This window comes from Streptococcus parasanguinis, from assembly GCF_009717775.1.
Classification (GTDB): Bacteria; Bacillota; Bacilli; order Lactobacillales; family Streptococcaceae; genus Streptococcus; species Streptococcus parasanguinis_AG.
This window is the reverse complement of the sequence record NZ_WMZF01000002.1, coordinates 96,763-122,543: the sequence shown is the minus strand read 5'-3', so window position 1 is coordinate 122,543 and position 25,781 is coordinate 96,763. Positions and strand designations below refer to the sequence as shown.

Genomic DNA, 25,781 nt, shown 5'->3' with positions numbered 1-25,781 from the left:
TCTAATGTAAAACACTTCTCCAAAAAGGAGAACGCAGAACAGTTGATTTGCTGCAATCAGCTCTTCCATTTTACTATTTTTTCGGTTTTACTTCAATATTTTCCTGGAAACTCTTACAATTTTATCAGAAAACGCTTGATTTCCGAACATCTATTCTCATCCTCTTCCTTTTGTTACTTGCTGTTCATCACAAAAGAGGCTGGGACAAAAGTCCTAGCCTCTCAATTATTTTTGGATTGTCGAGCAAGACGCAGTGGTTGAGTGGGCTCTACTACGCTGATTTCATCAGCTTTTACAGCCCTACTCAACTGTGCGGAGGTGGGACGACGAAATCGAATTCTAACGAATTACCGATTTCTGTCCCACTCTCTTTTCTTATTTATTCACGTTTTCCCATTTCCAGTTTTGAACTTCTGGAATGTCATCTCCGTTTTCACGGATGTAGTCATGGTGGAAGGCGATTGTTTCATCCATCTTCGCTGCAAATGCGCTTGCTGCATCTCCAAGAGCTGCATTAGCTGCATCTTGTGCCAAGTGGAAGCGATCCAACTCAGACATCACACGCATATCAAATGGTGTGGTGATATCCCCGTTTTCACGGTAACCATGTACACGAAGGTTATGATTGTGACGGTTGAAGAAGATATCACGGATCATGCCTTCGTAACCATGGAAGGCAAAGATGACTGGTTTATCAGTTGTGAAGACTTTGTCAAATTCTTCATCTGAAAGTCCACGCGCGTCAACAGATGGGTGACGCAATTTCAAGATATCGATAACGTTCACAAAGCGGATCTTCAATTCTGGGAAGGCCTTGTGCAAGATTGTAATAGCAGCAAGAGCTTCTAAGTTTGGCTCTGTACCTGCAGCTGCAATGACAAGATCTGGCTCTTCATCTGCTGAAACAGTTGATGCCCAATCGATCACCTTGTATCCTTCACGAACCAATTCTTCCGCTTCAGCTGCTGAGTAGAATTGAGGACGTGGGTGTTTAGAAGAAACGATCAAGTTGATCACATCTTCTCCCTTGAAGGCTTGGTCCATCACTGCAAGCAATGTATTGGTATCTGCTGGCAAGTACTCACGGATGTATTCAGGAGTTTTCTCAGCCAAGTGAGTCAAGATACCTGGATCTTGGTGAGTGTAACCATTGTGGTCTTGTTGGAAGACAGTTGAAGTTGCAATCAAGTTCAAGGCTGGGTAGTTTTTACGCCATGTTGTATGTGTCTTAGACTTACGCAACCATTTGAAGTGTTGAGTGATCATAGAATCTACAACACGAAGGAAGGATTCGTAAGAAGCAAAGAATCCATGACGACCTGTCAAGACATATCCTTCAAGCATTCCTTCTGCTTGGTGCTCTGACAATTGAGAGTCAATGACACGACCAGCAGGGCTCAAGGCTTCATCGTAGTCAGGTTTCATACGTCCTAACCATTGACGGCTTGTACGAGTGAAGACTTCTTGAAGACGGTTTGATTTGGTTTCGTCTGGACCAAAGATACGGAAGTTATCTGGGTTCGCATCTACCAAGTCTGCCGCATACTTACCAAATTCGATCATGTCTTGAGCCATGATTTCACCTGGTGTGTTGAATTGAAGGGCATGTTTCTTCCAATCAGCTGTGTTCATTGGTTTGATCACACCAGCATTTGTGATTGGGTTCATCGCCATGCGACGGTCACCTTTTGGTGCAATTTCAGCAATTTCAGGAACTAGTTTACCAGTTTCGTCGAACAATTCAGCTGGATGGTAAGATTCCAACCATGAAAGAAGGGCATCGACATGCTCCATGTGGTGAGCATCTACTGGGATTGGCACTTGGTGAGCACGGAATCCACCCTCGATTGGTGTTCCTTCCCATGCTTTTGGACCAGTCCAACCTTTAGGAATACGAGCAATCAAGACAGGGTATACTGGTTGAGTTGCTTCTTCAGCAGAACCTTTACGAGCTTCTGCTTGGACTTTCTTGATTTCTTCAATTGCTTCGTCCAATTTTTCAGCGAACAAAGCGTGGGCAGCTTCATGGTCTTCTGAAATTGCAGTGACATTCGCAAAGATTGGTTTCCAACCAAGACCTTCAAAGAAGAGGGCCAATTCTTCGTCTGTTTTGCGTTCGAAGATCGTTGGGTTGTGGATCTTCCCACCATTGAGGTAGAAGATTGGAAGGATCGCCCCATCGTTGACTGGGTTCAAGAAGGTATTTGACAACCAACCAGCCATCAATGGACCTGTTTCACCTTCACCGTCACCGATAACTGTGGCAGCAATCACATCTGGATTATCCAATACAGCACCTGCAGCGTGAGAAAGGGCATAACCAAGTTCTCCACCTTCGTGGATAGATCCTGGTGTTTCAGGCGCAGCGTGAGAAGCAATTCCTCCTGGGAATGAGAAGATCTTACACAAGTGTTTGAAGCCTTCTTCATTTTGTGGGATATTTGGATTCAATTCAGTATAAGAACCATCTAAGTATGAGTTTGATACCATTACTTGTCCACCGTGACCTGGTCCTTCAATGTAGAACATATCCAAGTCGTATTTGTTGATGGCACGGTTCAAGTGAGCATAGATAAAGTTTTGCCCTGGTACAGTTCCCCAGTGTCCGATTGGGTGAGCTTTCAAGTCATTTTCAACGACTTCGCGCTTCAACAATGGGTTATCTTTCAAGTACATTTGAGCAGCTGAAATGTAGTTGGCTGCACGCCACCAAGCGTCTACTTTATCCAAGTAAGCTTTGCTGTTATAATCGACAGTCATCTTGTCTCCTCACAATTTCTAGACAGGTCAGTTGAACAACCTGTTCGTTTGATGAATAATTTAAACAATCTGTTTTCCAGTCAAACAGATGATATTGAAGAAAATATTCAATATTACTTCTATTCTATCAAGAATTTCCCTTTTTGTACATTAGAAAGTAAGAAAAATATTCTTTGAACATCAAATTTTAATTTTCTACTAAAGTGGTCCTATTCCCTACAGGGATAGGTTTTAAAAAAAGACTTTGCTGATTTTTGCAAACCAGCAAAGTCCCAAATGAAATGGAGGAGGTTAAATGACTTTTTGACCTTTCTTGTAGACATCTGTCACGAGATTTGTCGCAAAGAAATAGAAGAGATAATCTAAATTTGGTGCATCAAAGATGGTAATGTCAGCCTGTTTGCCAACATCGAAAGAGCCGATTGTTTTAGCACGATCAACTGAATAGGCCGCATTGATGGTCACCGCATTGAGAATTTCTACTGGAGTTAGGCGCATCATGAAGCAACCCAGATGCATGGCAAACTGGAGATTGGCTGTCGGACAAGACCCTGGGTTGCTGTCCGTTGTTAGGGTGATGGCCATGCCAGCGTCCAACATCTTACGAGCCGGTGCATAGGTATCTTCCATGAGGCTGAAGGTTGTAGCTGGCAATAGATTTCCAATCACTTTTGCTGCAGCTAGTTTTTGAATGCCTTCATCCGTAATCACCATCAAGTGTTCTGCGCTTGTAGATTCCAATTCAGCCGCCACATCAACACCACCAATGGACTCGATCTCATCGGCATGGATCCGTAGCTTGAAGCCCATCTCCTTAGCTTTAGAAAGAAGATAGCGAGATTCATCTGCTGTAAAGACACCTTTTTCACAGAAGATATCACAGAACTCAGCTAGCTTTTCTTCCTTCACTTTTGGAAGCATTTGTTCCACAATGAGATCTAAATATTCTTGGGAACGGCCCTTGTACTCTGTTGGGATCGCATGGGCTGCCATAAAGGTTGATACCAGATCAATTTCATGGTCACGATCCAAGGCAGCTACTACATCTAGTTGGCGTTTTTCAGTTTCCCAATCCAAACCATAGCCACTCTTGGCTTCGACAGTAGTCACCCCATGACGCAACATGTAATCCAACAGTCGTTTGGACTTGTCATAGAGGGTGTCAAAGGAAGCTTCTCGTGTCGCCCGAACCGTGCTCAGAATTCCACCGCCTTGAGCGAGGATGTCTAAGTAAGAAACACCTGCTAACTTTTTCGCAAATTCATGCTCCCGACTGCCTCCATAGACCAAGTGGGTGTGGCAGTCAATCAAGCCAGGAGTCGCAACTTTTCCTTCACAGGATTTCACTTCCGTATGGTCATCGATCAGTTCTGGGTCTGGTTGACCTGTCCCAACTGCAAGAATCTTTCCATCTTTAATGGCAATATAAGCATCGGAAAGGATTTGCGCTTCTGCCATCTCCTTACCATAGAGAGGATGACCCAGATCATTCGGACAAAACAATTGGTTAAAGTGGGTTAATAGGATATCAGCTGACATATGAAACATTCCTTTCTATTTCCATCGTTATTCATTTTACAATTCTACAGAAAAAGCGTCAAAAAAAAGTCAAAAAGTTTTCCCCTCATTTTTTTTTGCTTTATTAAAAATTATATTTTTTTTTGACTCTTTATTGACGTTTCTTGGATACAATAAAGAAAATACAAATTCACAGTCCAACTATAAGGAGGGTTCTGCTATGTCATTTATAGACGAGAAAGAAATTGCAGCTGCTATGTCTGTCAAACTTGACTTTGATGTCCTACCTGAAAAGGCGACTTTTCAAGAAGGCATCCGTCGAGCACCTGATAGAGGCTTCCGCTTAACGCAAGCTCAGACTGAAATTGCCCTTAAAAATGCTTTGCGTTACATTCCTAAAAAATTCCACCAAGAGTTGATTCCAGAATTTCTGGAAGAACTAAAAACTCGCGGTCGGATCTATGGCTATCGCTTCCGTCCAAAAGATCGCATCTATGGAAAACCAATCGATGAGTACAAAGGAAAATGCACAGCTGCTAAGGCTATGCAGGTCATGATTGACAACAACTTGAGCTTTGAAATTGCTCTTTATCCATATGAATTGGTCACTTATGGGGAAACAGGATCTGTCTGTGCCAACTGGATGCAGTACAACTTGATCAAGAAATACTTGGAAGTCATGACAGAAGACCAAACCTTGGTGGTTGAATCGGGTCACCCTCTGGGCCTCTTCAAATCGAAACCGGAAGCTCCTCGTGTCGTCATTACCAACGGTCTCTTGATCGGTGAGTATGACAACATGCGCGACTGGGAAATTGCTGAAGAAATGGGTGTTACCAACTACGGTCAGATGACGGCTGGTGGCTGGATGTACATTGGTCCTCAAGGGATCGTTCACGGTACCTTCAACACTCTCCTTAATGCTGGACGTCTTAAACTCGGTGTGCCTGATGATGGCGACTTGACCGGTAAACTCTTTATTTCATCTGGTCTCGGTGGAATGAGCGGAGCTCAAGGGAAAGCAGCTGAAATCGCAAAAGCGGTGGCCATCGTCGCTGAAGTGGACCGCTCTCGGATCGAAACTCGTCACTCTCAAGGTTGGATTAGCCAAGTGACAGACAGTGCCGAAGAAGCTGTGAAATTGGCTCAAGCAGCACTGGAAGCTGGTGAATCCACTTCGATTGCCTACCATGGTAATATCGTAGACTTGCTTGAATATGTCAATGAACACCAAGTCCATGTTCATCTCTTGTCTGACCAAACCTCTTGCCACAACGTCTATGATGGTGGCTATTGCCCAGTTGGCATTAGTTTTGAAGAACGGACACGTTTGCTGGCAGAAGACAAAGAAACCTTCCGCCGTTTGGTCGATGAAACCTTGGCTCGTCACTTTGCAGTGATTAAAGCTTTGACAGCTAAAGGTACCTACTTCTTCGACTACGGTAATGCCTTCATGAAATCTGTTTACGACTCAGGCATCAAGGAAATTTCTAAGAATGGTCTCGATGACAAGGACGGCTTCATTTGGCCATCTTATGTAGAAGATATCATGGGACCTATGCTCTTTGACTATGGTTATGGTCCATTCCGTTGGGTCTGCCTCAGCGGTAAACACGAAGACTTGATTGCAACTGACCATGCAGCCATGGAAGCGATCGATCCAACTCGTCGCTACCAAGACCGCGACAACTACAACTGGATTCGCGATGCGGAAAAGAACCAACTGGTGGTTGGTACACAAGCACGTATCCTCTATCAAGATTGCATGGGCCGTGTTAACATTGCATTGAAATTCAATGAACTCATTCGCCAAGGCAAGATCGGACCGGTCATGATCGGACGTGACCACCACGACGTATCTGGTACAGATGCTCCATTCCGTGAAACATCAAACATCAAAGATGGTTCGAACGTTACTTGTGATATGGCGGTTCAATGTTACGCTGGTAACGCTGCTCGCGGTATGAGTCTCGTTGCTCTCCACAACGGTGGTGGTACTGGTATCGGTAAAGCTATCAACGGTGGATTTGGTCTCGTCCTAGACGGTAGCCACCGGATCGATGAAATCATCAAGTCTGCCATTGCCTGGGACACTATGGGTGGGGTTGCTCGTCGGAACTGGGCACGGAATAACCATGCCATTGAAACAGCGATCGAGTACAACCGTCTCCATGCAGGAACAGACCACATCACCATTCCGTATCTGGCAGATGAAGATTTGGTCAAAGAAGCCGTTCAAAAATTGTTTTAACATCAAAAAATAAAAACTGAGAAAGGGGAGGAAAATGCAAAGACTCCTCCTCCCCAACTTCTCCTATAAAAAGAGGTAATCATATGGCAAAAATTGTTGAGTGTATTCCAAACTTCTCTGAAGGACGCAATCAGGCTGTGATCGACGGATTAGCAGCTACAGCAAAAAGTATTCCAGGTGTCACTTTACTAGACTACTCGTCTGATGCCAGTCACAACCGTAGCGTCTTTACACTCGTTGGGGATGAAGAAAGCATTCAAGAAGTGGCTTTCCAATTGGTGAAATACGCTTCTGAAAACATTGATATGACCAAGCACGAAGGCGAACACCCTCGTATGGGAGCAACAGACGTTTGTCCATTCGTTCCGGTTAAAGATATCACTACAGCTGAATGCGTTGAGATCGCTAATAAAGTAGCCGAACGCATCAATCGTGAATTAGGTATTCCAATCTTCCTTTATGAAGATGCTGCAACTCGCCCAGAACGGAAGAACTTGGCCAAAGTGCGTAAAGGACAATTTGAAGGAATGCCAGAAAAATTGTTGGAAGAAGACTGGAAGCCAGACTACGGTGAACGCAAGATTCACCCAACTGCAGGGGTTACAGCTGTCGGTGTCCGTATGCCACTAGTTGCTTTCAATATCAACCTTGACACAGACGACCTAGAGATTGCCAATAAGATTTCTAAAATCATTCGTGGATCAAGCGGTGGATACAAATACTGTAAAGCGATCGGTGTCATGCTAGAAGATCGCAACATCGCCCAAGTCTCCATCAACATGGTCAACTTGGAACAATTCCCATTGTATCGTGTTGTGGAAACCGTTCGTTTCGAAGCGCAACGCTATGGTGTTCGCATCATCGGAACAGAACTCATTGGACTGGCTCCTGCTAAGGCTTTGATCGACTCTGCTGAATACTACTTACAATTAGAAGACTTTGACTACAGCAAACAAGTCTTGGAAAATCACTTGTTGGGTTAGAAAGGGAGTTCTATGAAACTAGTTGACTTAAGTATTACGGAGTTTGCCAAGGTCCTTGGTTCGGATGCTCCAGCTCCAGGTGGTGGTTCTGCTGCTGCCCTATCCGCTGCAAATGGGATTTCCCTTACAAAAATGGTCTGTGAACTGACCATTGGAAAGAAAAAATACGCAGAATTTGAAGACCACATCAAAGGGGTTCATGAAAAAAGCGCTCAACTCCAAGACCAATTACTAGAAGCCATCGATAAAGATACAGAAGCTTTCAACGTCGTATCAGCTGTCTTTGATCTTCCAAAAGAAACCGAAGAAGAGAAAGCCGCTCGTCGCGAAGCTATGCAACAAGCCTTGAAACAGGCAACTGAATCTCCTTTCTCTATGATGGAGCTCATCGTTGAGGCTCTTGAAACCACCAAAGAAGCTGTTAGCAAGTCCAACACCAATGCGGCTAGTGACCTAGGGGTAGCTGCTCTGAATCTTAAAGCTGGCCTTCAAGGGGCTTGGCTCAATGTCTTGATCAACATTTCAGGAATCAAGGACCAAGATTTCGTTCAAGAATACCACGGTAAGGGACTCAAACTTCTCCAAACCGGTTCTGATCTTGCAGACAATATTTACCAAACCATTTTAGAAAGTCTATCTTAAACCTAGCAAATAAAAATAAAGAAAGAAGGGATTCTATGGTTTTATCGGATATTGAAATTGCCAATTCTGTCCAAATGAAGCCCATCACCGATATTGCTGCTGAACTTGGATTGACCGAAGACGATATTTCGCTCTACGGAAAATACAAGGCAAAAATTGATAGCAACCAACTGGAACAACTCAAGGATAAGGAAGATGGAAAGCTGATCCTTGTGACAGCCATCTCTCCTACACCTGCTGGAGAAGGAAAGACAACCACCTCTGTTGGCTTGGTCGATGCTCTTTCAGCTATTGGTGAAAAAGCCGTCATTGCCCTGCGCGAACCTTCTCTTGGCCCTGTTTTTGGGATCAAGGGTGGAGCTGCCGGTGGCGGGTACGCCCAAGTGGTTCCAATGGAAGATATCAACCTTCACTTTACCGGAGACTTCCATGCCATTGGGATTGCCAACAACCTCCTTGCAGCCTTGATTGACAATCATATTCACCACGGCAATGAGTTGGGCATCGATTCTCGTCGCATTACCTGGAAACGGGTGGTCGATATGAACGACCGTCAACTCCGTCATATTGTCGATGGCCTTCAAGGAAAGACAAACGGAGTTCCTCGTGAAGATGGTTTTGACATCACAGTGGCGTCTGAAATCATGGCCATTCTCTGTCTCTCAGAAAATATCCTTGACCTCAAAGAACGCCTCGATCGCATCATTATTGGGTACAACTACCAAGGACAACCAGTGACAGCCAAAGACCTCAAGGCTGGAGGTGCCATGGCAGCTGTTCTCAAAGATGCCATCCATCCAAACTTGGTACAAACCTTGGAGCATACTCCGGCTATCATCCACGGCGGACCATTTGCCAATATTGCTCATGGCTGTAACAGTGTGCTAGCTACTAAACTAGCTCTCAAATATGCAGACTATGTCGTAACAGAAGCTGGTTTTGGAGCAGACCTCGGTGCTGAAAAATTCATCGATATCAAGTGCCGCATGGCCGGGCTCAAACCCGCTGCCGTTGTCCTCGTCGCAACCATCCGTGCTCTCAAGATGCATGGTGGAGTTGCCAAAGCAGACTTGGCTACCGAAAATGTCCAAGCCGTTATCGATGGACTACCAAACCTAGACAAACACTTGGCCAACATTCAAGAAGTCTATGGTCTACCAGTGGTCGTTGCCATTAACAAATTCCCACTGGATACAGAGGCTGAACTAGAAGCTGTCTATGAATCTTGTAAGAAACGCCATGTAGATGTGGTCATTTCAGATGTCTGGGCACATGGTGGAGCTGGTGGTCGTGACTTGGCTGAAAAAGTCATTCAACTGGCTCAAGAAGAAAACCACTTCTCTTATGTCTATGACGAAGAAGACAGCATTGAAACAAAATTGACCAAGATCGTCACAAAAGTCTATGGTGGTAAAGGCATCAGCTTAACACCAGCGGCCAAACGCGAACTGAAAGAATTAGAAGCTCTTGGCTTCTCGAACTACCCAATCTGTATGGCCAAAACGCAATATTCCTTCTCGGATGATGCGAAGAAAATGGGAGCACCAAAAGATTTCTCAGTTAAAATCAGTAACCTTAAGGTGGCTGCCGGAGCTGGCTTTATCGTAGCTCTCACTGGTACCATTATGACCATGCCTGGGCTACCTAAAGTTCCTGCCAGTGAAAAGATTGATATCGATGCCCACGGCAATATCACTGGTCTCTTTTAAGAAAGAAGGCGTCCTATGGTGACTCTCCTTCATCTTACCCCCGCAGATTATCAAATTTCTACCTGGTCCGGTGGCCAAACCACCCAACTCTTTCTCTTCCCAGAGGGAGGAAGCTATCCAGATCGGACCTTTGACTTCCGCCTCTCTACTGCAACGGTAGAGGTTGAAAAAAGTAACTTTACCGATCTCACGGGCTACCACCGAATCTTGATGCCCTTGAATGCCTCCATTAGGCTCACCCATCACCATAAAGAAGTGGTTTTGAACCCCTTTCAAAGCTACTTCTTTGATGGGGGAGATCCTGTATCTAGTCAAGGGACCTGCCAAGATTTTAATCTGATCTACAAACCTTCCTATCAGGGGCATATGAGTGCTGTATCCCCAAAAGAGAGTGTCAAAAGTCAGAGTCGCTATCAATTGATCTACGCTCTCTGTCTACTAACACTCGAATGGGGAACCAATCATTCTCAAACCCTCCAAACTCACGAGCTCCTGGTGATCGAACAAGCATCTCCTCTTCAAGAGATGACAATCACGTTTTTACCCCATCAGTCTGGGGAGCAACCGATTGCTATCTGGACTGGACTACAATAATGTTCACAAAGGAGAAACATTATGAACGGAGCACATAAACAGTCGATTGAGGAACAAGAAAAAGCGAAATTCAGCTTTAGTGGTGCCACTCTATACGGTATCAACGCCGTAATCGGATCTGGTATCTTCCTCCTCCCTCAAAAAATATATTCTGGCCTTGGACCAGCTTCTCTAGCTGTCATGTTCGGAGTAGCCATTCTCGTCATGCTACTATCAGCCTGTCTGGCTGAAACGGCTGGCTACTTCGATAAAAACGGTGGAGCTATGCAATACTCAAAAGCCGCTTTTGGAGATTTCGTTGGCTTTAACGTTGGGATTCTCGGTTGGGCCGTTACTGTTATCGCCTGGGCTGCCATGTTAGCCGGCTTTGCTAAGATCTTCATCATTACCTTCCCAGCATTTGAAGGCTACAACCTTCCGATCAGTGTCGGTATGCTGATTCTCTTGAGTCTGATGAACATCGCCGGTCTGAAAACCTCTAAGATGTTCACTCTGACAGCTACTGTTGCAAAATTAATCCCCATTGTCCTCTTCTCACTCTTTGCCATCTTCTTCATTTCTGGCGGGATAAGCAAGGGCAACTTCACACCTTTCCTTCAATTGGAAAGTGGAACAAGTCTCTTCAGTTCTATTTCTAGTACAGCCGTCTACATCTTCTACGGTTTCATCGGATTTGAAACCATGTCTATCGTTGCAGGGGAAATGCGCAACCCTGAAAAGAACGTTCCCCGCGCTATTCTAGGTTCTATCAGTATTGTATCTGTTCTCTACATGTTGATCATCGCTGGAACAATCGCCATGCTTGGTGGTCGCATTATGCAAACCGGTGCACCGGTACAAGACGCATTTGTCGAAATGATTGGCCCTATCGGAGCTCCACTCGTTTCTTACGGAGCCCTCATTTCAATCGCCGGTCTAAACATCGGTGAATCCATCATGGTCCCTCGTTTTGGTGCCGCATTAGCAACTGAAAAACTCTTGCCAGAAGGGCTTGGAAAAACAAACTCTAAGAATGCCCCTGTCATTGCCATTATCATTTCTGGTATCTTCGCCTTCTTACTCTTGTTATCTGGCTCTTTCGAAACATTAGCAACCTTCAGTGTTGTCTTCCGTTTCTTCCAATACATTCCAACTGCTTTGGCAGCCATCAAACTCAGAAAAATGTACCCAGACAAAAAGGTTACCTTCCGAGTACCATTTGGTCCCGTTATCCCAGTTCTAGCCGTTGTGATCAGTATCTTGATGATTGCAGGGGACAACATGATGAACTTTGTTTGGGGTGCCATCGGCCTAGTGATCGCAAGTGGACTCTACTTTGTTTTCCACGGTGATAAACTACACAAATCTAAAACCCTTCCTCACTAATTTTCTTTACACAGTAGATGGGAACAGAGACGGGAGCGAAGCTCGGTTTTGCTCCCTAACCCATCTAGGACTCCACGAATGTCAAACCTGAGCCCTTTTCTCTAAGACTCTTCTCAAATTTCTTAAGATCAATAGACAATGGGCTCATGTTTGGTATTCAAACCGAAGTAAACAACACTACTTCCACAGAACAACTATTCATAATCGGAGGTTTTATATGACTCAATTGATTCATTTAGATGGTAATAGCTTAACACTCGAAGAAGTCATCGCTGTAGCTCGGCACGGTGCCCAATGTGAGCTTGATGAACAAGCCAAAGAAGCCGTTATCGCATCCCGTAAAATCGTTGATGACATTGTCCGTGAAAAACGAGTCGTCTATGGTGTAACCACTGGCTTTGGTTCCCTCTGTAATGTCAGCATCTCTCCAGAAGATACTGTTCAACTGCAAGAAAACCTGATCCGAACTCACTCATCTGGCTTCGGTGATCCACTTCCTGAAGATGCCGTTCGTGCCATCATGCTGATCCGTATCAACTCACTCTTGAAAGGTTATTCTGGCATTCGTCTGTCAACTGTTGAAAAACTGTTAGAATTGCTCAACAAAGGAGTCACTCCTTATATCCCTGAAAAAGGCTCTCTCGGAGCTTCTGGAGACTTAGCACCACTTGCTCATATGGTTTTACCAATGTTGGGTCTTGGACGCGCCTACTACAAAGGAGAACTTCTCAGTGGTCAAGAAGCCTTAGATCGTGCTGGAATTGAGAAGATCCAATTAGCTGCTAAAGAAGGGCTTGCCTTGATCAATGGTACGACTGTCCTAACCGGTATCGGTGCTCTTGCGACTTATGATGGTATCCAATTGCTCAAACTCTCTGATATCGCTGGTGCTCTCTCAATGGAAGTTCACAATGGAATTACCAGTCCATTCGAAGAAGACCTTCATTCCATCCGCCCACAAAGTGGACAATTGGCAACTGCTCGCAACATCCGTAACCTTCTTGAAGGAAGCAAGAATACCACTGTTGCGACTCAACAACGGGTACAAGATCCTTATACACTTCGCTGTATCCCTCAAATCCATGGAGCCAGCAAGGATTCTATTGCTTACGTAAAAGAAAAAGTTGAAATCGAAATCAACTCTGTCACAGATAACCCAATCATTACCAAAGAAGGACACGTCATCTCAGGAGGTAACTTCCACGGTGAACCAATGGCGCAACCATTTGACTTCTTAGGCATTGCCCTTTCTGAAATTGGGAACGTATCTGAACGTCGGGTGGAACGCTTGGTCAACAGCCAACTCAGTAAATTACCATCCTTCTTGGTCAAACACCCTGGACTCAACTCAGGCTTCATGATTACCCAGTATGCTTGTGCATCCCTTGCATCGGAAAATAAAATTTTGGCTCACCCTGCTAGTGTCGATTCTATTCCATCTTGTGAAAACCAAGAAGATTTCGTCAGCATGGGAACGACTGCCGCTCGTAAAGCAGCAGAAATTCTTAAAAACTCACGTCGCATCGTTGCTACTGAAATCATGGCAGCTTGCCAAGCCTTGGATCTCAAGCCAGAAAATCATGAACTTGGTAAAGGTACAAAACCAGCTTATGAGCTGATTCGTCAAAAACTGAACTTCATTGAATTTGACAAAGATATCGAAATCTTTGAAGAACTTAATAAAGCATCTGCTGTTGTCGAAAGCGAAGAATTCTTAGCAACCATCGAAAAAGCAGTTGACTTAAGCATTCAATACTGATACAGTAAGAATAAAGCAAAACAGAGGCTGGCGATCTTCTCAGCCTCTGCCTGCTTTCAGAAAAATAAGGGAGGCGACAAGCTTGCTCACAAACTACTATCCAATGACCTACAGCTACTACCAAGGTAGCATCGAGGACAATCCCTACACGGCCAAATGGGGAATGGTCACCAAATTTTTAGACCTAAACGACGAGACCCTCACTCCATTTGAGGGTATGACCTTTGGGATCATCGGCTTTAAGAGTGACAAAGGAGTCTATATCAATAATGGGCGTGTAGGAGCAGTCGAGGGTCCTACAGCCATCCGTTCTCAAATCGCTAAACTTCCATGGCACTGGGGAACCAATGTGACAGTGTATGATGTGGGAAATATTGACGGGCCTAACCATTCACTAGAAGAACTCCAAGAAAGCCTCTCACAAGCGATCCAGCGCATGTACCAATTAGGGATCCAACCCATTGTCCTAGGAGGCGGTCACGGAACTGCTTACGGCCACTATCTAGGGATTCAATCCAGTTTAGAAAAAGATGAACAACTGGCTGTGATCAATCTGGATGCCCACTTTGATTTGCGACCTTACGACCAAACCGGTCCCAATTCTGGAACAGGTTTTCGTCAAATGGCTGATCATGCTAAAGAAAAAGGTCAGGACTTCCCTTACCTCATCCTGGGGATCCAAGAGCACAATAATAACCTCTTCCTCTTTAATTACGTTGCTAAAACACCAAGCATTGATTTTTTAACTGGCCAAGATCTCTTCCAGATGAGCCACCAAGCCATTCTGGATCGAATCGATCAATTTTTAGAAAACCAAACCGCGATCTATCTGTCTATTGATATGGATTGCTTTGCGGTCGGCTCTGCTCCTGGTGTTAGCGCCATCCAATCACTTGGTGTCGATCCTAAACTAGCCCTCCTGCTTCTCCAACACATTGCTGCTAGTGGTAAGCTAATCGGATTTGATGTCGTGGAAGTTTCTCCTCCTCATGACATTGACAATCATACTTCAAACCTTGCTGCGACCTTTATCTTTTACTTGACCCAAATATTGGCGCAACAAAAACTGAACTAAGAAGATTTCTACACACGTAAAAAGCATAGAAACACTCATTGCTTGGGTATTTCTATGCTTTTTTCATTTTCAGCACAATGATCTTTGCCTGAAAGGAGGCATGGCCTCTTATCCTTCACTTATGATTTAGATAAGAGACACTACAGGTCTTTTAATTTCTTAAGAAACTGACGATCTCTGTAAGGATTCAAGTGTTGTTCTGCCACCTTCTTGTAGTAATTCTTATCTTCTTTCAAAAAGGTTCTCAGGGCAGGAGCAAGCTCTATTCCCTTCTCCTTTTGATCAGATAAGAAAGCTAATAGATAATGAACCATCCCCTTATCCCGTGAATTGGCAGATGGATTCATCGTCCTTTCTTTTCGAGCCAGATAATCCGCAACCTTCTCCTGATCCCCTTGCTGACAAGCAATTAAGGATTGGTAAAATTCGAGCAATTCTTCCTTCCAAGGGAAGCGAACACTGGACAAAATCTTCTGAGCTCTGTCAAAACAGCGGCGAGCTTGGATCAAATCTCCCTTCCAATAATAGGCGATCCCAAGATCAATATCAAAGACGACACGGACGGAATCAACAGCTTGATCTCCCACCAAACGCAGAACCTCTTCTAAGTGGGTGACAGCTACTTGGAAATGGCCCCTAATTTGCTCGATTTCAGCGAGATAGGCCAAAGAAGCCGCAATTTGAATGGCATACTTGGCCTGCATGCTATTGGTCAAACTAAAGCAATCAATGGAGCGATACAGATGCCGGGTTGCCTGCTCCTCATCCCCAACCATCAGGTGATACAAGCCCTTCAAACGCAACTGGATCGCGATGACCTCATGATTATTAGCTTGGATGGCATCTTCCAAAGCTAAATCTGTATAATAGGCCATCTCAGAGATATTTTCCGTTTGAATGCAATAATAAATGATTTGCCGATAACCCTCTAAGAGGAAGTCGGATTGCTTGAGTTCCCGCGCATAGGAGATGACTTTTTGGATATCATGAATCCCCTTTTGATACTCCCCACTTCGAATAAAATAGCGACCTTCTAAGTACAAGTAACGCAGTTGTAAATGCTTGTATTCTCTATCTCTTTGGTGCCTTGAAAAGAGGTTATCTAATTCTTGGCGAATGCGGGATAGCTCTCCAAAAATGTCCAAATGGCTATTTGTACCATCTGATAGGAACCCCTCATCTACCTTGGAATAAATCGGAAACAGCTCATGCTCCAGCTGAAGAATTTCTTCTAAGTAGGTCAACTCAAAAGATATGGAACGCAAAAGATTTTGCGATTGCTTATATTGGTAGGCAATTTCCTTATAAAGAAGAAGGTCCGTCGCATCTTCTAAGCTTTCTTCCAATTTTTGCGCAATTTGTTGGTGGAAGAGTCGCCGTCTAGCAGGCGAGAGGAGATGGTAAAAGTACATGGCTACCAATTGCTTGCAAAATTGAACCATGAGAGCCTCTCCTTCTTCTACGATTGAGACGATCGCTCTTTCAGATAAAGGCTCGATTAATTCTGTCAAAACAGGAAGCTCTGTAGCCGTCAATTCTGCCAAGATAGACAGAGAAATTGGCTTATGAAAACAAGATAGGTAGTGTAGAAGAGCCTCTTCCTCGCTGCTCATATCCCCAAGCTCCTGAGTAAGATAAGCTTGAATGATATCCGGCAAGGGCTCTAAATTTTCATTTTCTTTCCACTCTTCGATATAGCTGGATAGTAAGAACGGACTGCCTTCACTCCATTCGACCATCTGCTCCATCACTGCCGGCTCTATCGCCCCCAGTTCCCCTTTCAAGAGAGCACGACTTTCACTTGGGGCAAAATTGGTCAACTCTAGTTGGGACAAGCGTTTCTCTACCTTCAAGCCCCCCAAGAAGTTGACGAAGGAAGCTGGCAGAGGCTCTTCCGCTGTGAAAATTAGTTGCCATTTCTCCTGGTTTCTTCTCTCCTCTAGTTGTTTCACTTTTTCTAGAGACACTGCATCGAACCACTGGGCGTTTTCAAGTAGGATCAGGAGCGGTTTTTCTTTGCTAAGGCTCTGAAGCTGATTCCATACCGAAATGAGATCATCCTCCTCTTCCAGAAGGGAAAGCCCCATCTCATCCCCCAGTTTCTCTAGCGCTTGTCTGAGATCATTCCAGGCGCTTCCTTCATAGCGCTGACTGGTAGCTTTTCCTTCCACCTTGATAAAGTTAAAACTGCGATTGGACATCAAGACCAACTGTCGCAACAGACGTTTCTTACCTGTTCCAGATTGCCCCATCACGAGAAAAGGACCTACCGCTTCACCTGTCTCGACTAAGGAAAGGTATTCCTCGAGTTGCGAGAGTTCTTGTTTCCGACCAAAAAAGGAAAGTTCACGGATATTCAAGCGATTGGTCAGTTTATGAGTTCGTTTGGCTTCCAAAACGGAGTGATAAAGTTCCTCAATCGCTCGACTGGGACGCACACTGAGCTCGCGATCCAATAAATCGACTAGCTTATAATAGGTCTCGAAAAATTTTCCTAGCTGGTGGTGGAAGCTATAATACTCCATCAAGAGCTGGTAGTTTTTCTCTTCAAATTCATCCAGCTCTACCAAATGATGGAGCAAGAGTTCTATACTAGGATCTGCAAAACCGACCTGCTCAATTTTTTGATAGCAACTTTCGACATAGAGCTTCCTATAAGCATCTCGTTTGCGAGAAGCCCACTGGTCAAAGTCTTCATCATCCTTGACATAGAAGCCCTCTAGAAAGTCTCCCTGATAGAGATCCAAGGCACTTAGTGGATCTCTTTCAAAGAGCTGAACATCCAACGAAAGACTCAAGTCGGGATTAAGGGCCAAACTACTCCGGCTTGGTGAGGCAATGATATCTCCTTCAAAGATTTTATTGGCTTGGTAAACCGTATTCCGTAAGTTTTTGCGAGCCACTTGGTTTTCCTTATCTCCCCAAAGGATACCGGCTATTTCATCACGGTTGACTTGGCCCATGACCGCTAAATAATAAAGCAAGGCCTCCATCTTTGAGAAAGAAAACCGAATATCTTTCTGATTGAAAACAACCTTAGGGGGTCCAAATAACTTTAACGTGAGATCTTTCTTCATTGCAAGCGCCTCCAAAAACTTCATATTAATACTATAAAAAAAAAGTTGGCTTTTAGCAAGTGATTTATCCAAATAAAAAGAGATTGAGAACGATTCTTTCTCAATCTCTACACTTTCTACTAAAAGTGTTGATTAATTCCCTTCAAAATTCGGTTGATGATCAAATAACGCCTTTGTTGCTTGGTAGACGTGGTAAGCGACATCTTCATTGTTCATGGTGTAAAGGTGGACTCCAGCCACATCTTGAGTAACCAAATCAACAATTTGATCGACTGCATAAGCCAAGCCAGCTGCGCGAAGAGACTTTGGATCATGCTCATACTTGTCTAAAATCGCTTTAAACTTCCGTGGAATATGAACATTTTCACAAGTCTTAAGGAGACGAAGGGCCTGATTACGATTGAGAATCGGCATCACTCCTGCATGAATGGGAACATCGATCCCAGCCAAGGTACACTTATCTTGAAAATCATAGAAACGCTCATTGTCAAAGAAAAGTTGAGTGACCAAGCTAGAGCACCCTGCATCTACCTTCTTTTTAAGATTTTGAATATCTGAAATTTGGTTTGGAGAATCTGGGTGTCCCTCAGGATAGCAAGCACCAATCACCTCAAAATGGGGAGCTTCTGTTTTAATAAATTCAATCAGATCCGTTGCATAACGAAAGTCTTTTAAAGGTTCCACACCAGGGATAATATCCCCACGCAGAGCCAAAATCCGATGAACCCCGACTTCATCTAACTCATGAAGAGTATCGGCCACTTTTTCCTTGCTCAAATAAACGGCTGGCAAGTGAGCAATCGTCGGAATAGACAATTCATTTTGAATGTAATTGGCTAAAGCAACCGTCGTCTCTTTGATATTGTATTTATTATTGCTAGCGGTCACACTAATAAAGTGGGGAGCTAGCTCCTGCATATTTGCCAAGGCACGTAAGAGTTTGGCATTGCCTACTTCAGGATTTGGAGGAAAAACTTCAAATGACAGAGACGGTGTGTGTTGTGACATATTCTATCCTTTTCTTTTGTTTCGTTGATCAAGAACTCTGAGCCACTATTTCTAGGATAAGGGAACGCTTCGAAAACCCTCTACACGATGATAGAAGGTCCTCGAAACATTTCTTACAAGTGTTCACGCGCTTCTTTAGCGGCATTAACCAGCTTGATCAAGCTTTCTTTTGTTTCTTTAATTCCGCGAGTCTTCAAACCACAGTCAGGGTTGATCCAAACTTTGCCACTTGGTACTTTGGCCAAGATTGCTTCGATAGTATGATCAATTTCACCGTCTTGTGGGACACGTGGTGAGTGGATATCGTAAACCCCAGGTCCAACTTCTGTTTGGAAGTTTTTCGCTTTCAACTCATCCAAGATTTCAAGGTTTGAACGGCTTGCCTCAAATGAGATAACGTCAGCATCCAAGTTGTCGATCGCTGGGATGATATCTGTAAATTCTGAGTAACACATGTGAGTGTGAATTTGTGTGTCTGGTGCGACAGTTGAGTGTACCAAACGGAAGGCTGGAATCGCCCAGTCAAGGTAGTCTTCGTACCAGTCGCTACGACGGAGTGGCAATTTTTCACGAAGAGCAGCCTCGTCGATTTGAATGATTTTCACACCTGCAGCTTCAAGGTCAAGAACTTCATCCTTGATAGCAAGAGCGATTTGAAGAGTAGAATCCTTGATAGAGATGTCTTCACGTGGGAATGACCAGTTAAGAATGGTAACAGGTCCAGTCAACATCCCTTTAACAGGTTTATCTGTACGGCTTTGTGCGTAGCTAGACCATTTCACAGTGATTGGGTTAAGACGAGTCACATCTCCCCAGATGATTGGTGGTTTCACCCCACGCATACCGTATGATTGTACCCATCCATTCTTAGAGAAGAGGTAGCCAGACAAGTTTTGACCGAAGTACTCAACCATGTCGTTTCGTTCAAACTCACCGTGTACAAGCACGTCAAATCCAACTTCTTCTTGCCATTTGATCCATTCGTCGATCGTTTCAGCAAGGAAGGCATCGTATTCTTCTTGTGTCAATTCACCCTTACGGAAGGCCAAACGTTTGGCACGTACTTCCTTAGTTTGAGGGAATGAACCGATGGTAGTTGTTGGAAGTGCTGGAAGCTTGAAGGCTTCTTTTTGGATTTCTTCACGTTCCGCGAAAGCTGGCAAACGAGTGTAGTCTGCTTCTGTCAAAGCTGCGATACGAGCATGAAGTTCAGCATTTGCTCCAACGCGTTCTGTTGCAAAGAGTTCTTTGTTAGCAGCAAGAGCTTCTGCCCCTTGACCATTGCGGATGGCATCCAAGTCACGCAATTCACCCAATTTTTCAACTGCAAAGGCGAAGTGGTTCAAAATAGCTGGTTCAAAATCTTCGTTAGCCGTTGTAAATGGCACATGAAGAAGGGAGCAAGAAGTCGTCAAGACAACCTTTTCAGCTGGAACTTGATCCAAGATTTCCAAGCTCTTTTCATAGTTGTTGCGCCAGATGTTTTTCCCATTCACAATACCTGCATAAAGGGTCTTATCAGCTGGGAAGCCACCTTTCACCAATTCAAGTGTTTTCTTGCCTTCAACAAAGTCAAGACCAATACCATCTACTGGCAAGTTTACAAGGTCATTGTAGACATCACGAACATCACCAAAGTAAGTTTGGATCAAGACTTCAAGACCTTTCTTGTCAGCCAAGAGTTTGTTGTAGAGGTTCAAGAAGAGAGCTTTTTCTTCAGCTGTCAAATCTTTAACAAGAGCTGGCTCATCGAGTTGAATACGAGTCGCACCAAGCTCAGCCAATTTAGCAAAGACTTCTTGGTAAGCAGCAACCAAGCTGTCAACGAAGTCTTCCGCTTTCACACCATCTTCAAAGTCAGATAATTGAAGGAAAGTGAATGGTCCAACGACTACTGGACGAGTGTTGATCCCCAATTCTTTAGCTTCTTGGTACTCATCAAAAATCTTGTGACCAGCCAATTTCACTTCTGTTGTTTTTTCAAATTTAGGAACGATGTAATGGTAGTTGGTGTTGAACCATTTTTTCATTGGAAGGGCACGCACATCCCCTTTTTCACCTTGGTAACCACGCGCCAAAGCGAAGTATTGTTCAAGGTCTGTCAAATCCAAGTTTTGAACAGATGCAGGCACGACGTTGAAAAGGAAGGCTGCATCAAGGAAATTGTCGTAGTGTGAGAAGTCATTTGAAGGAATCTCTGAGATGCCTTGTTCTTTAACAATGTTCCAGTGTTTAGCACGCAAGTCTTTAGCAGCTGCCAAGAGCTCGTCTGCTGAGATTTCTTTTCTAAAGTATTTTTCAGTTGTAAATTTTAATTCACGGAATTCACCCAAACGTGGGAAACCGATAATTGTAGTTGACATGTTGTGTCCTCCAAAAATTCTAATTGACACTATCATATCAGAAGATAGGCATCTTGTATAATTGCTTTTACACGAATTTTGATATAGCCAAAAACTATAACACAGATTTAATGGGCCTTGAGACCAGAGCTCAAAAGCAAAAACTAGGACTCCTTATAAATATTTCCTATAGCCCAAGCGTCCCTAAACCATTTTTGAGCAGATTTTGAGCGGATTCCGCTAGAAGGACGGCCTCTAAAAAGTAAAGCAGGCCTTCTCTATCGAGAAAGACCTGTGCAAGCATAAACAAACTGCTTCTGTTTACAAATCTAAGAAATTCTATAAAAATGTGTTCGTTAGAATGATTCTATCAACTACTGAAACTTTCCGCCGTGAGAAAAGTGCTAGAAACACTATTGTTTCTAGCACTCGGGAGTTTTGAGAGTAAAACAGTTTGGGAAACTGTTTTAGCCTGAGCCCAGAAATTAAAGAGCGAAGGGGCTCAATACGAATTGAACACGGGCTGCGGATTGTGTCAAAAAGATAAGTTTTTCTAGAATCAAAAGATTCTGCGTCAAACTTCCTATTTTGCCTTTATCCACAGTCGCCCTTTGTATCTTGATTTAGTCTTGAAACTTCGTAGAAGTTCGCTGACGTCCGTACTCACCTAAGGAAAGTTTTTTAGATGACTTCGTCCTCATTCTGACAGGCCTTCTCTACTGAGAAAGACCTGCTTCTACGAGGAAGTAATTTCTTCTATTTTCCTTAATTGTATTAGGCTAATTTAACACAGAAGGCATCCCAAGGGGCTAACTTGCCTGATTCGAGGACTTGTTCTACCTTGGTATTGGCAATGAGAACCTCTTCAACCCCATTGACGAGCGGTAAGTCTTGCTCTTGACTGGAGAGATTGACAACCACCAGATAGGCTTGCTCTCCTTCTACCCGCTTGTAGGCAAAAACCTTGTCTGCTGCGTCCACCAATTCATAATCAGCGGTCACAAGCCAAGGGTACTCTTTTCTCAAAGCAATGAGGGCTTGGTAGGTATAGAAAATAGAGTCTGGATCTGCTAGGGCAGCCTCCACATTGATCTCTTTGTAGTTTGGGTTGACCGCAAGCCATGGACGACCTGTCGTAAAGCCAGCTTCTGCTTCATCATTCCACTGCATCGGTGTCCGAGCATTGTCCCGACCAATATGGCGGATTTGATCCATGATCACTTCGAGCGGCACACCTTTTTCTAAGGCTTCATGAGCATAGTTGATCGACTCGATATCTTCTACGTCCTCAAGGGTCTTAAATGGATAATTGGTCATCCCGATTTCTTCCCCTTGATAGATATAAGGAGTTCCCTTCATCAAGTGAAGCAGAATCGCTAAAGCCTTGGCAGATTTGACACGATAGTTCCCATCATCCCCCCAAGTGGACACAATCCGTGGCAAATCGTGGTTGTTCCAAAAGAGGGAATTCCAGCCTTCCTCTTCTCCTAATTCCGTCTGCCACTTGGTGAAAATTTCCTTCAATTTAAGCACATCCAATTCCTTCGCGTAGTGCCACTTTGGTTGACCCGGTTGGTATTGAAGGCCAATGTGTTCAAATTGGAAAACCATGGACAATTCTTGATTTTTCGGATTGGAGTATTGCTTGGCAATCTCTGGAGTCGCCCCCCAAGTTTCTCCCACCGTGAGCAGATCCTTATCACCAAAGGTCGCTTGATTCATTTCCTTCAAGTAAGGATGGAGCATGGGACCATTGCTGATGATTTCCTGATCTGGGATCTTACCGATCATATCGATCACATCCATACGGAAGCCACCAATTCCCTTATCAATCCAGAAATTCATCATGTCATAGATCTGATGACGGAGTTCCTCATTTTCCCAGTTGAGATCTGGTTGCTTCTTACTAAAGTTATGCAGGTAGTATTGACCTGAAGCTTCATCAAACTTCCAAGCAGAGCCACTAAAAGCAGAAATAATACCATTAGGCTCATCGCGCCAAATATAGAAATCCCGCTTTGGACTTTCTGGATGTTCACGCGCCTCGATAAACCAAGCATGCTCATCAGAGGTATGGTTGACCACCAAGTCCATGATAATTTTGATCTTGCGTTTATGACCTTCTGCGATCAATTCTTCCATATCTTCCATGGTACCAAAGATGGAAGCAATATCCTCGTAATCCGAGATGTCATAGCCGTTATCATCCATGGGACTCTTGTAGACTGGTGAGAGCCAGATGGCTGTAATCCCTAGCTTTTCCAGATAGTCTAGCTTGCTCGTGATCCCCTTGAGATCCCCGATGCCATCGCCATTACTATCCTTGAAACTTTTTGGATAAACTTGGTAAATTACGGCATTATGCCACCATTTTTGTTCCATTTTTTCTTCTCCTTTATGATTGTGAAATCATTTTCATCATACAAAAATAGGGGTGAAATTGCAAGAGTTTACAAGTATTCATTCTCTTCACTGGAATAAATCACTTCAAAGAGACGTTGGCGCAAGCCTTCCTCCAAAGGCGTGATGACCTTCATCAACTGTTTCCAATCCTTGGCTTTTGAACAAGCCGCAAATAATTCGTTTTTCCTATCGTAGGCCAGGTTGGCAGATTTTAAGAGCTCAAACATCCGATCTTCTTTGGCAATCGGATGCGATTGCAGCTCACCCATCGCAATTTCTTGACTTTGATTGTCCACTATGATAGGGTCCGTCTCAAAGGTATGGAGCAAGAAACGGTGCTGTCTCTTTTCAGGAAGCAGCGCTAGATCACCTGATAGATCCAGCCTAATCTTTCTTTCATCCCAATCGACTGTTAGGCGGGTTTCAACCTTGCCAGCTCCTTCTCCTTCAACGAGTACGAAGGAACGATTGTCACCTGGGAAGAGATGCCAGTCTAGCATTTCTGGAAGGTCCACTCCTGTCTGTGGTTGTGCATCCATAGGGATGATGGCTCCTGCACGTGCAAAGACTGGAATATCCTGGCTGGTCCTAAAGACCGTGAGCTTGCCTCTTCCTTCATACTTCCAATCATGGAAGAAATCGTACCAAACGCCGTCTGGGAACCAAACACTCACAGAAGCACTATGAAAGACAGGATCCAGCGCTTCGGTAATTGGGGCCACCATGAGTTCACTGCCATAGAAATATTGATTTTTAGCCTCATAAGCCTCTTCTTCGTTTGGGTAATGGTAATAGAGAGGCTGAACCAAAGGCAGTCCTTCTTCGTGCGTCGCCACATTCATGGTGTAGAGATAAGGCAGTAAGCTATGGCGCAGGCGCAAATACCGCTTCATCAAGCGACAGGTCTCAGACGAGTAAAACCACGGTTCCTTACTGTTAAAGGCATTACAGGAACTATGAAGACGATTGATCGGGCTAAAGACCCCAAACTGCAACCAGCGCAGAGCCAAGTCTTCATCATAGTAGCCCCGCATATGGCCACCGATATCATGACTCCACCAGGTGTAGCCGATATTGGAAGCTGTGCTGGTAAAATATGGTTGAAATGCTAGAGATTCCCAAGTCACAATAGTATCCCCTGAAAAACCAATCGGATACCGATGGCTGCCAGGACCCCCATAACGCGATAAGATGAGACCAGCTTGGCCTGTTCGACAATTGTCTAGATAATGATAGTGATTTAACAACCAAAGGGGATCCATCTTGCCATGACTACCTTGCTGCCAATCAATCCACCAAAAGTCCACTCCTTGATCTTCCAAAGGATGGTGGACATCTTCAAAATAAGCTTCGCGAAAAGCTGGACTATAAAAGTCAAAGCTAGCCGCTTCTTCTTTTTCAGCATCTAATCCCAAGCGTTTTGCGACCATGGGATAAGCATCTTCGAAAGCACGAATTCCATCTGCCGGATGGACATTTAAGGTCACCTTTAAACCACGCTCATGAAGACCATGTAAGAAGGCAGCTGGATCAGGAATCAAATCCCGGTTCCAACTATAACCCGTCCAACCACTTCCAAAGCGAGCAGGAATCGCCGTCTTGTGCCAGTCCATATCGATCACACTGACAGCAAGAGGCACCCCTTCTGCTTTGAAACGATCCATCAAATCTGTATACTCCTGACTGGTATAAGGCCAATAGCGACTCCACCAGTTTCCCAGAGCATAACGTGGCAAGAGGGGTGGCTGTCCTGTCAGATGGTAAAAATCTTTCAAGGCACCTAGATAATCGCGTCCATAACCGAAGAAATACAGATCCACTTCTGGATAGGGCCGTGCTCTAAAACCGCTTTCGTCATCATACAAATAGGAAGCGGAATCGTCTAAAAGAGCATAACCGGCCTTGCTCAAGATCCCATCTTGCAACTCCATAGCCCCATCGACCTCGTCAAGCGTCCGACTGGTCCCCTTTAAGGTCTCCGGCTGATCTCCATAATGCCACCGGCTCCCATAGACTGCATACTGACCCTTGAGTTCGATAAAAAGCCGATCCGGGGCAAAAGGTCCCTTTTCAAAATGGAGGTGGAGATGCTCTGTATGAAGATCGAGAACAGCTTCTGTCTCTACGACCTCACAGGCAACAGGTCCAAAATCTCGATGTTGTACAACTTGCGTCTGACCATCTTCAAAAACACCATCTTCAGAGTATTCCAAGCGCACCAAAGATTCCGTTAATACGGATATCCGATAGTTTTCTCCCTCTATGACTGGTCCTGCCATTTGTCTGTCCTCCTCT

15 protein-coding genes are annotated in these 25,781 nt (G+C 44.3%); 8 read left to right on the top strand and 7 right to left on the bottom strand.

Going from position 1 to position 25,781, the window contains the following annotated elements:
• Positions 1 to 375 precede the first annotated feature (375 nt).
• Both GMC92_RS04735 and hutI read right to left on the bottom strand, forming a co-directional pair.
• The gene (locus GMC92_RS04735) at positions 376 to 2,760 is read right to left on the bottom strand and encodes a phosphoketolase family protein (protein WP_155199886.1); all 2,385 of its coding nucleotides are present in this window, start codon (positions 2,758 to 2,760) and stop codon (positions 376 to 378) included.
• A 291-nt stretch (positions 2,761 to 3,051) separates the two neighbouring features.
• Positions 3,052 to 4,299 carry an imidazolonepropionase gene (gene hutI / locus GMC92_RS04730; RefSeq protein WP_155199885.1) on the bottom strand — a complete coding sequence of 416 codons (1,248 nt, stop codon included), beginning with the start codon at positions 4,297 to 4,299 and terminating at the stop codon, positions 3,052 to 3,054.
• A gap of 199 nt (positions 4,300 to 4,498) precedes the next feature.
• Between hutI and GMC92_RS04725 the strand changes: the two genes are divergently transcribed.
• From GMC92_RS04725 to hutG, 8 genes are all read left to right on the top strand, one after another.
• Complete coding sequence (locus tag GMC92_RS04725; RefSeq protein ID WP_003008639.1) at positions 4,499 to 6,529, top strand: urocanate hydratase; 2,031 nt, start codon at positions 4,499 to 4,501, stop codon at positions 6,527 to 6,529.
• Between the two features lie 83 nt (positions 6,530 to 6,612).
• Positions 6,613 to 7,512, top strand: coding sequence for a glutamate formimidoyltransferase (gene ftcD, locus GMC92_RS04720; RefSeq protein WP_003008641.1), 900 nt, complete (start codon positions 6,613 to 6,615; stop codon positions 7,510 to 7,512).
• A 12-nt stretch (positions 7,513 to 7,524) separates the two neighbouring features.
• Complete coding sequence (locus GMC92_RS04715; RefSeq protein ID WP_155199884.1) at positions 7,525 to 8,154, top strand: cyclodeaminase/cyclohydrolase family protein; 630 nt, start codon at positions 7,525 to 7,527, stop codon at positions 8,152 to 8,154.
• Between the two features lie 35 nt (positions 8,155 to 8,189).
• Positions 8,190 to 9,863 carry a formate--tetrahydrofolate ligase gene (locus GMC92_RS04710; protein WP_155199883.1) on the top strand — a complete coding sequence of 558 codons (1,674 nt, stop codon included), beginning with the start codon at positions 8,190 to 8,192 and terminating at the stop codon, positions 9,861 to 9,863.
• Between the two features lie 15 nt (positions 9,864 to 9,878).
• Complete coding sequence (locus GMC92_RS04705) at positions 9,879 to 10,457, top strand: HutD/Ves family protein (RefSeq protein WP_155199882.1); 579 nt, start codon at positions 9,879 to 9,881, stop codon at positions 10,455 to 10,457.
• Between the two features lie 21 nt (positions 10,458 to 10,478).
• A complete protein-coding gene (locus tag GMC92_RS04700; RefSeq protein ID WP_155199881.1) occupies positions 10,479 to 11,822 on the top strand; it encodes an APC family permease in 1,344 nt (447 codons plus the stop codon).
• A gap of 217 nt (positions 11,823 to 12,039) precedes the next feature.
• A complete protein-coding gene (gene hutH, locus GMC92_RS04695) occupies positions 12,040 to 13,581 on the top strand; it encodes a histidine ammonia-lyase (protein ID WP_003008651.1) in 1,542 nt (513 codons plus the stop codon).
• Positions 13,582 to 13,663: 82 nt separating this feature from the next.
• The gene (gene hutG, locus GMC92_RS04690; protein ID WP_024054987.1) at positions 13,664 to 14,656 is read left to right on the top strand and encodes a formimidoylglutamase; all 993 of its coding nucleotides are present in this window, start codon (positions 13,664 to 13,666) and stop codon (positions 14,654 to 14,656) included.
• A gap of 140 nt (positions 14,657 to 14,796) precedes the next feature.
• Here hutG and GMC92_RS04685 read toward each other — a convergent pair whose 3' ends face one another.
• The 5 genes from GMC92_RS04685 to GMC92_RS04665 all read right to left on the bottom strand — a co-directional run bounded on the left by GMC92_RS04685 (position 14,797) and on the right by GMC92_RS04665 (position 25,765).
• Positions 14,797 to 17,733, bottom strand: coding sequence for an ATP-binding protein (locus tag GMC92_RS04685; protein ID WP_155199880.1), 2,937 nt, complete (start codon positions 17,731 to 17,733; stop codon positions 14,797 to 14,799).
• Between the two features lie 132 nt (positions 17,734 to 17,865).
• Complete coding sequence (gene metF, locus GMC92_RS04680) at positions 17,866 to 18,741, bottom strand: methylenetetrahydrofolate reductase [NAD(P)H] (protein ID WP_155199879.1); 876 nt, start codon at positions 18,739 to 18,741, stop codon at positions 17,866 to 17,868.
• 113 nt (positions 18,742 to 18,854) lie between these two features.
• The gene (metE, locus tag GMC92_RS04675) at positions 18,855 to 21,104 is read right to left on the bottom strand and encodes a 5-methyltetrahydropteroyltriglutamate--homocysteine S-methyltransferase (protein WP_049497962.1); all 2,250 of its coding nucleotides are present in this window, start codon (positions 21,102 to 21,104) and stop codon (positions 18,855 to 18,857) included.
• Positions 21,105 to 21,857: 753 nt separating this feature from the next.
• Positions 21,858 to 23,465, bottom strand: coding sequence for an alpha-glucosidase (locus GMC92_RS04670; RefSeq protein WP_155199877.1), 1,608 nt, complete (start codon positions 23,463 to 23,465; stop codon positions 21,858 to 21,860).
• A 68-nt stretch (positions 23,466 to 23,533) separates the two neighbouring features.
• Positions 23,534 to 25,765, bottom strand: a complete 2,232-nt coding sequence (locus GMC92_RS04665) for a glycoside hydrolase family 31 protein (RefSeq protein ID WP_155199876.1) — start codon at positions 25,763 to 25,765, stop codon at positions 23,534 to 23,536.
• Positions 25,766 to 25,781 lie beyond the last annotated feature (16 nt).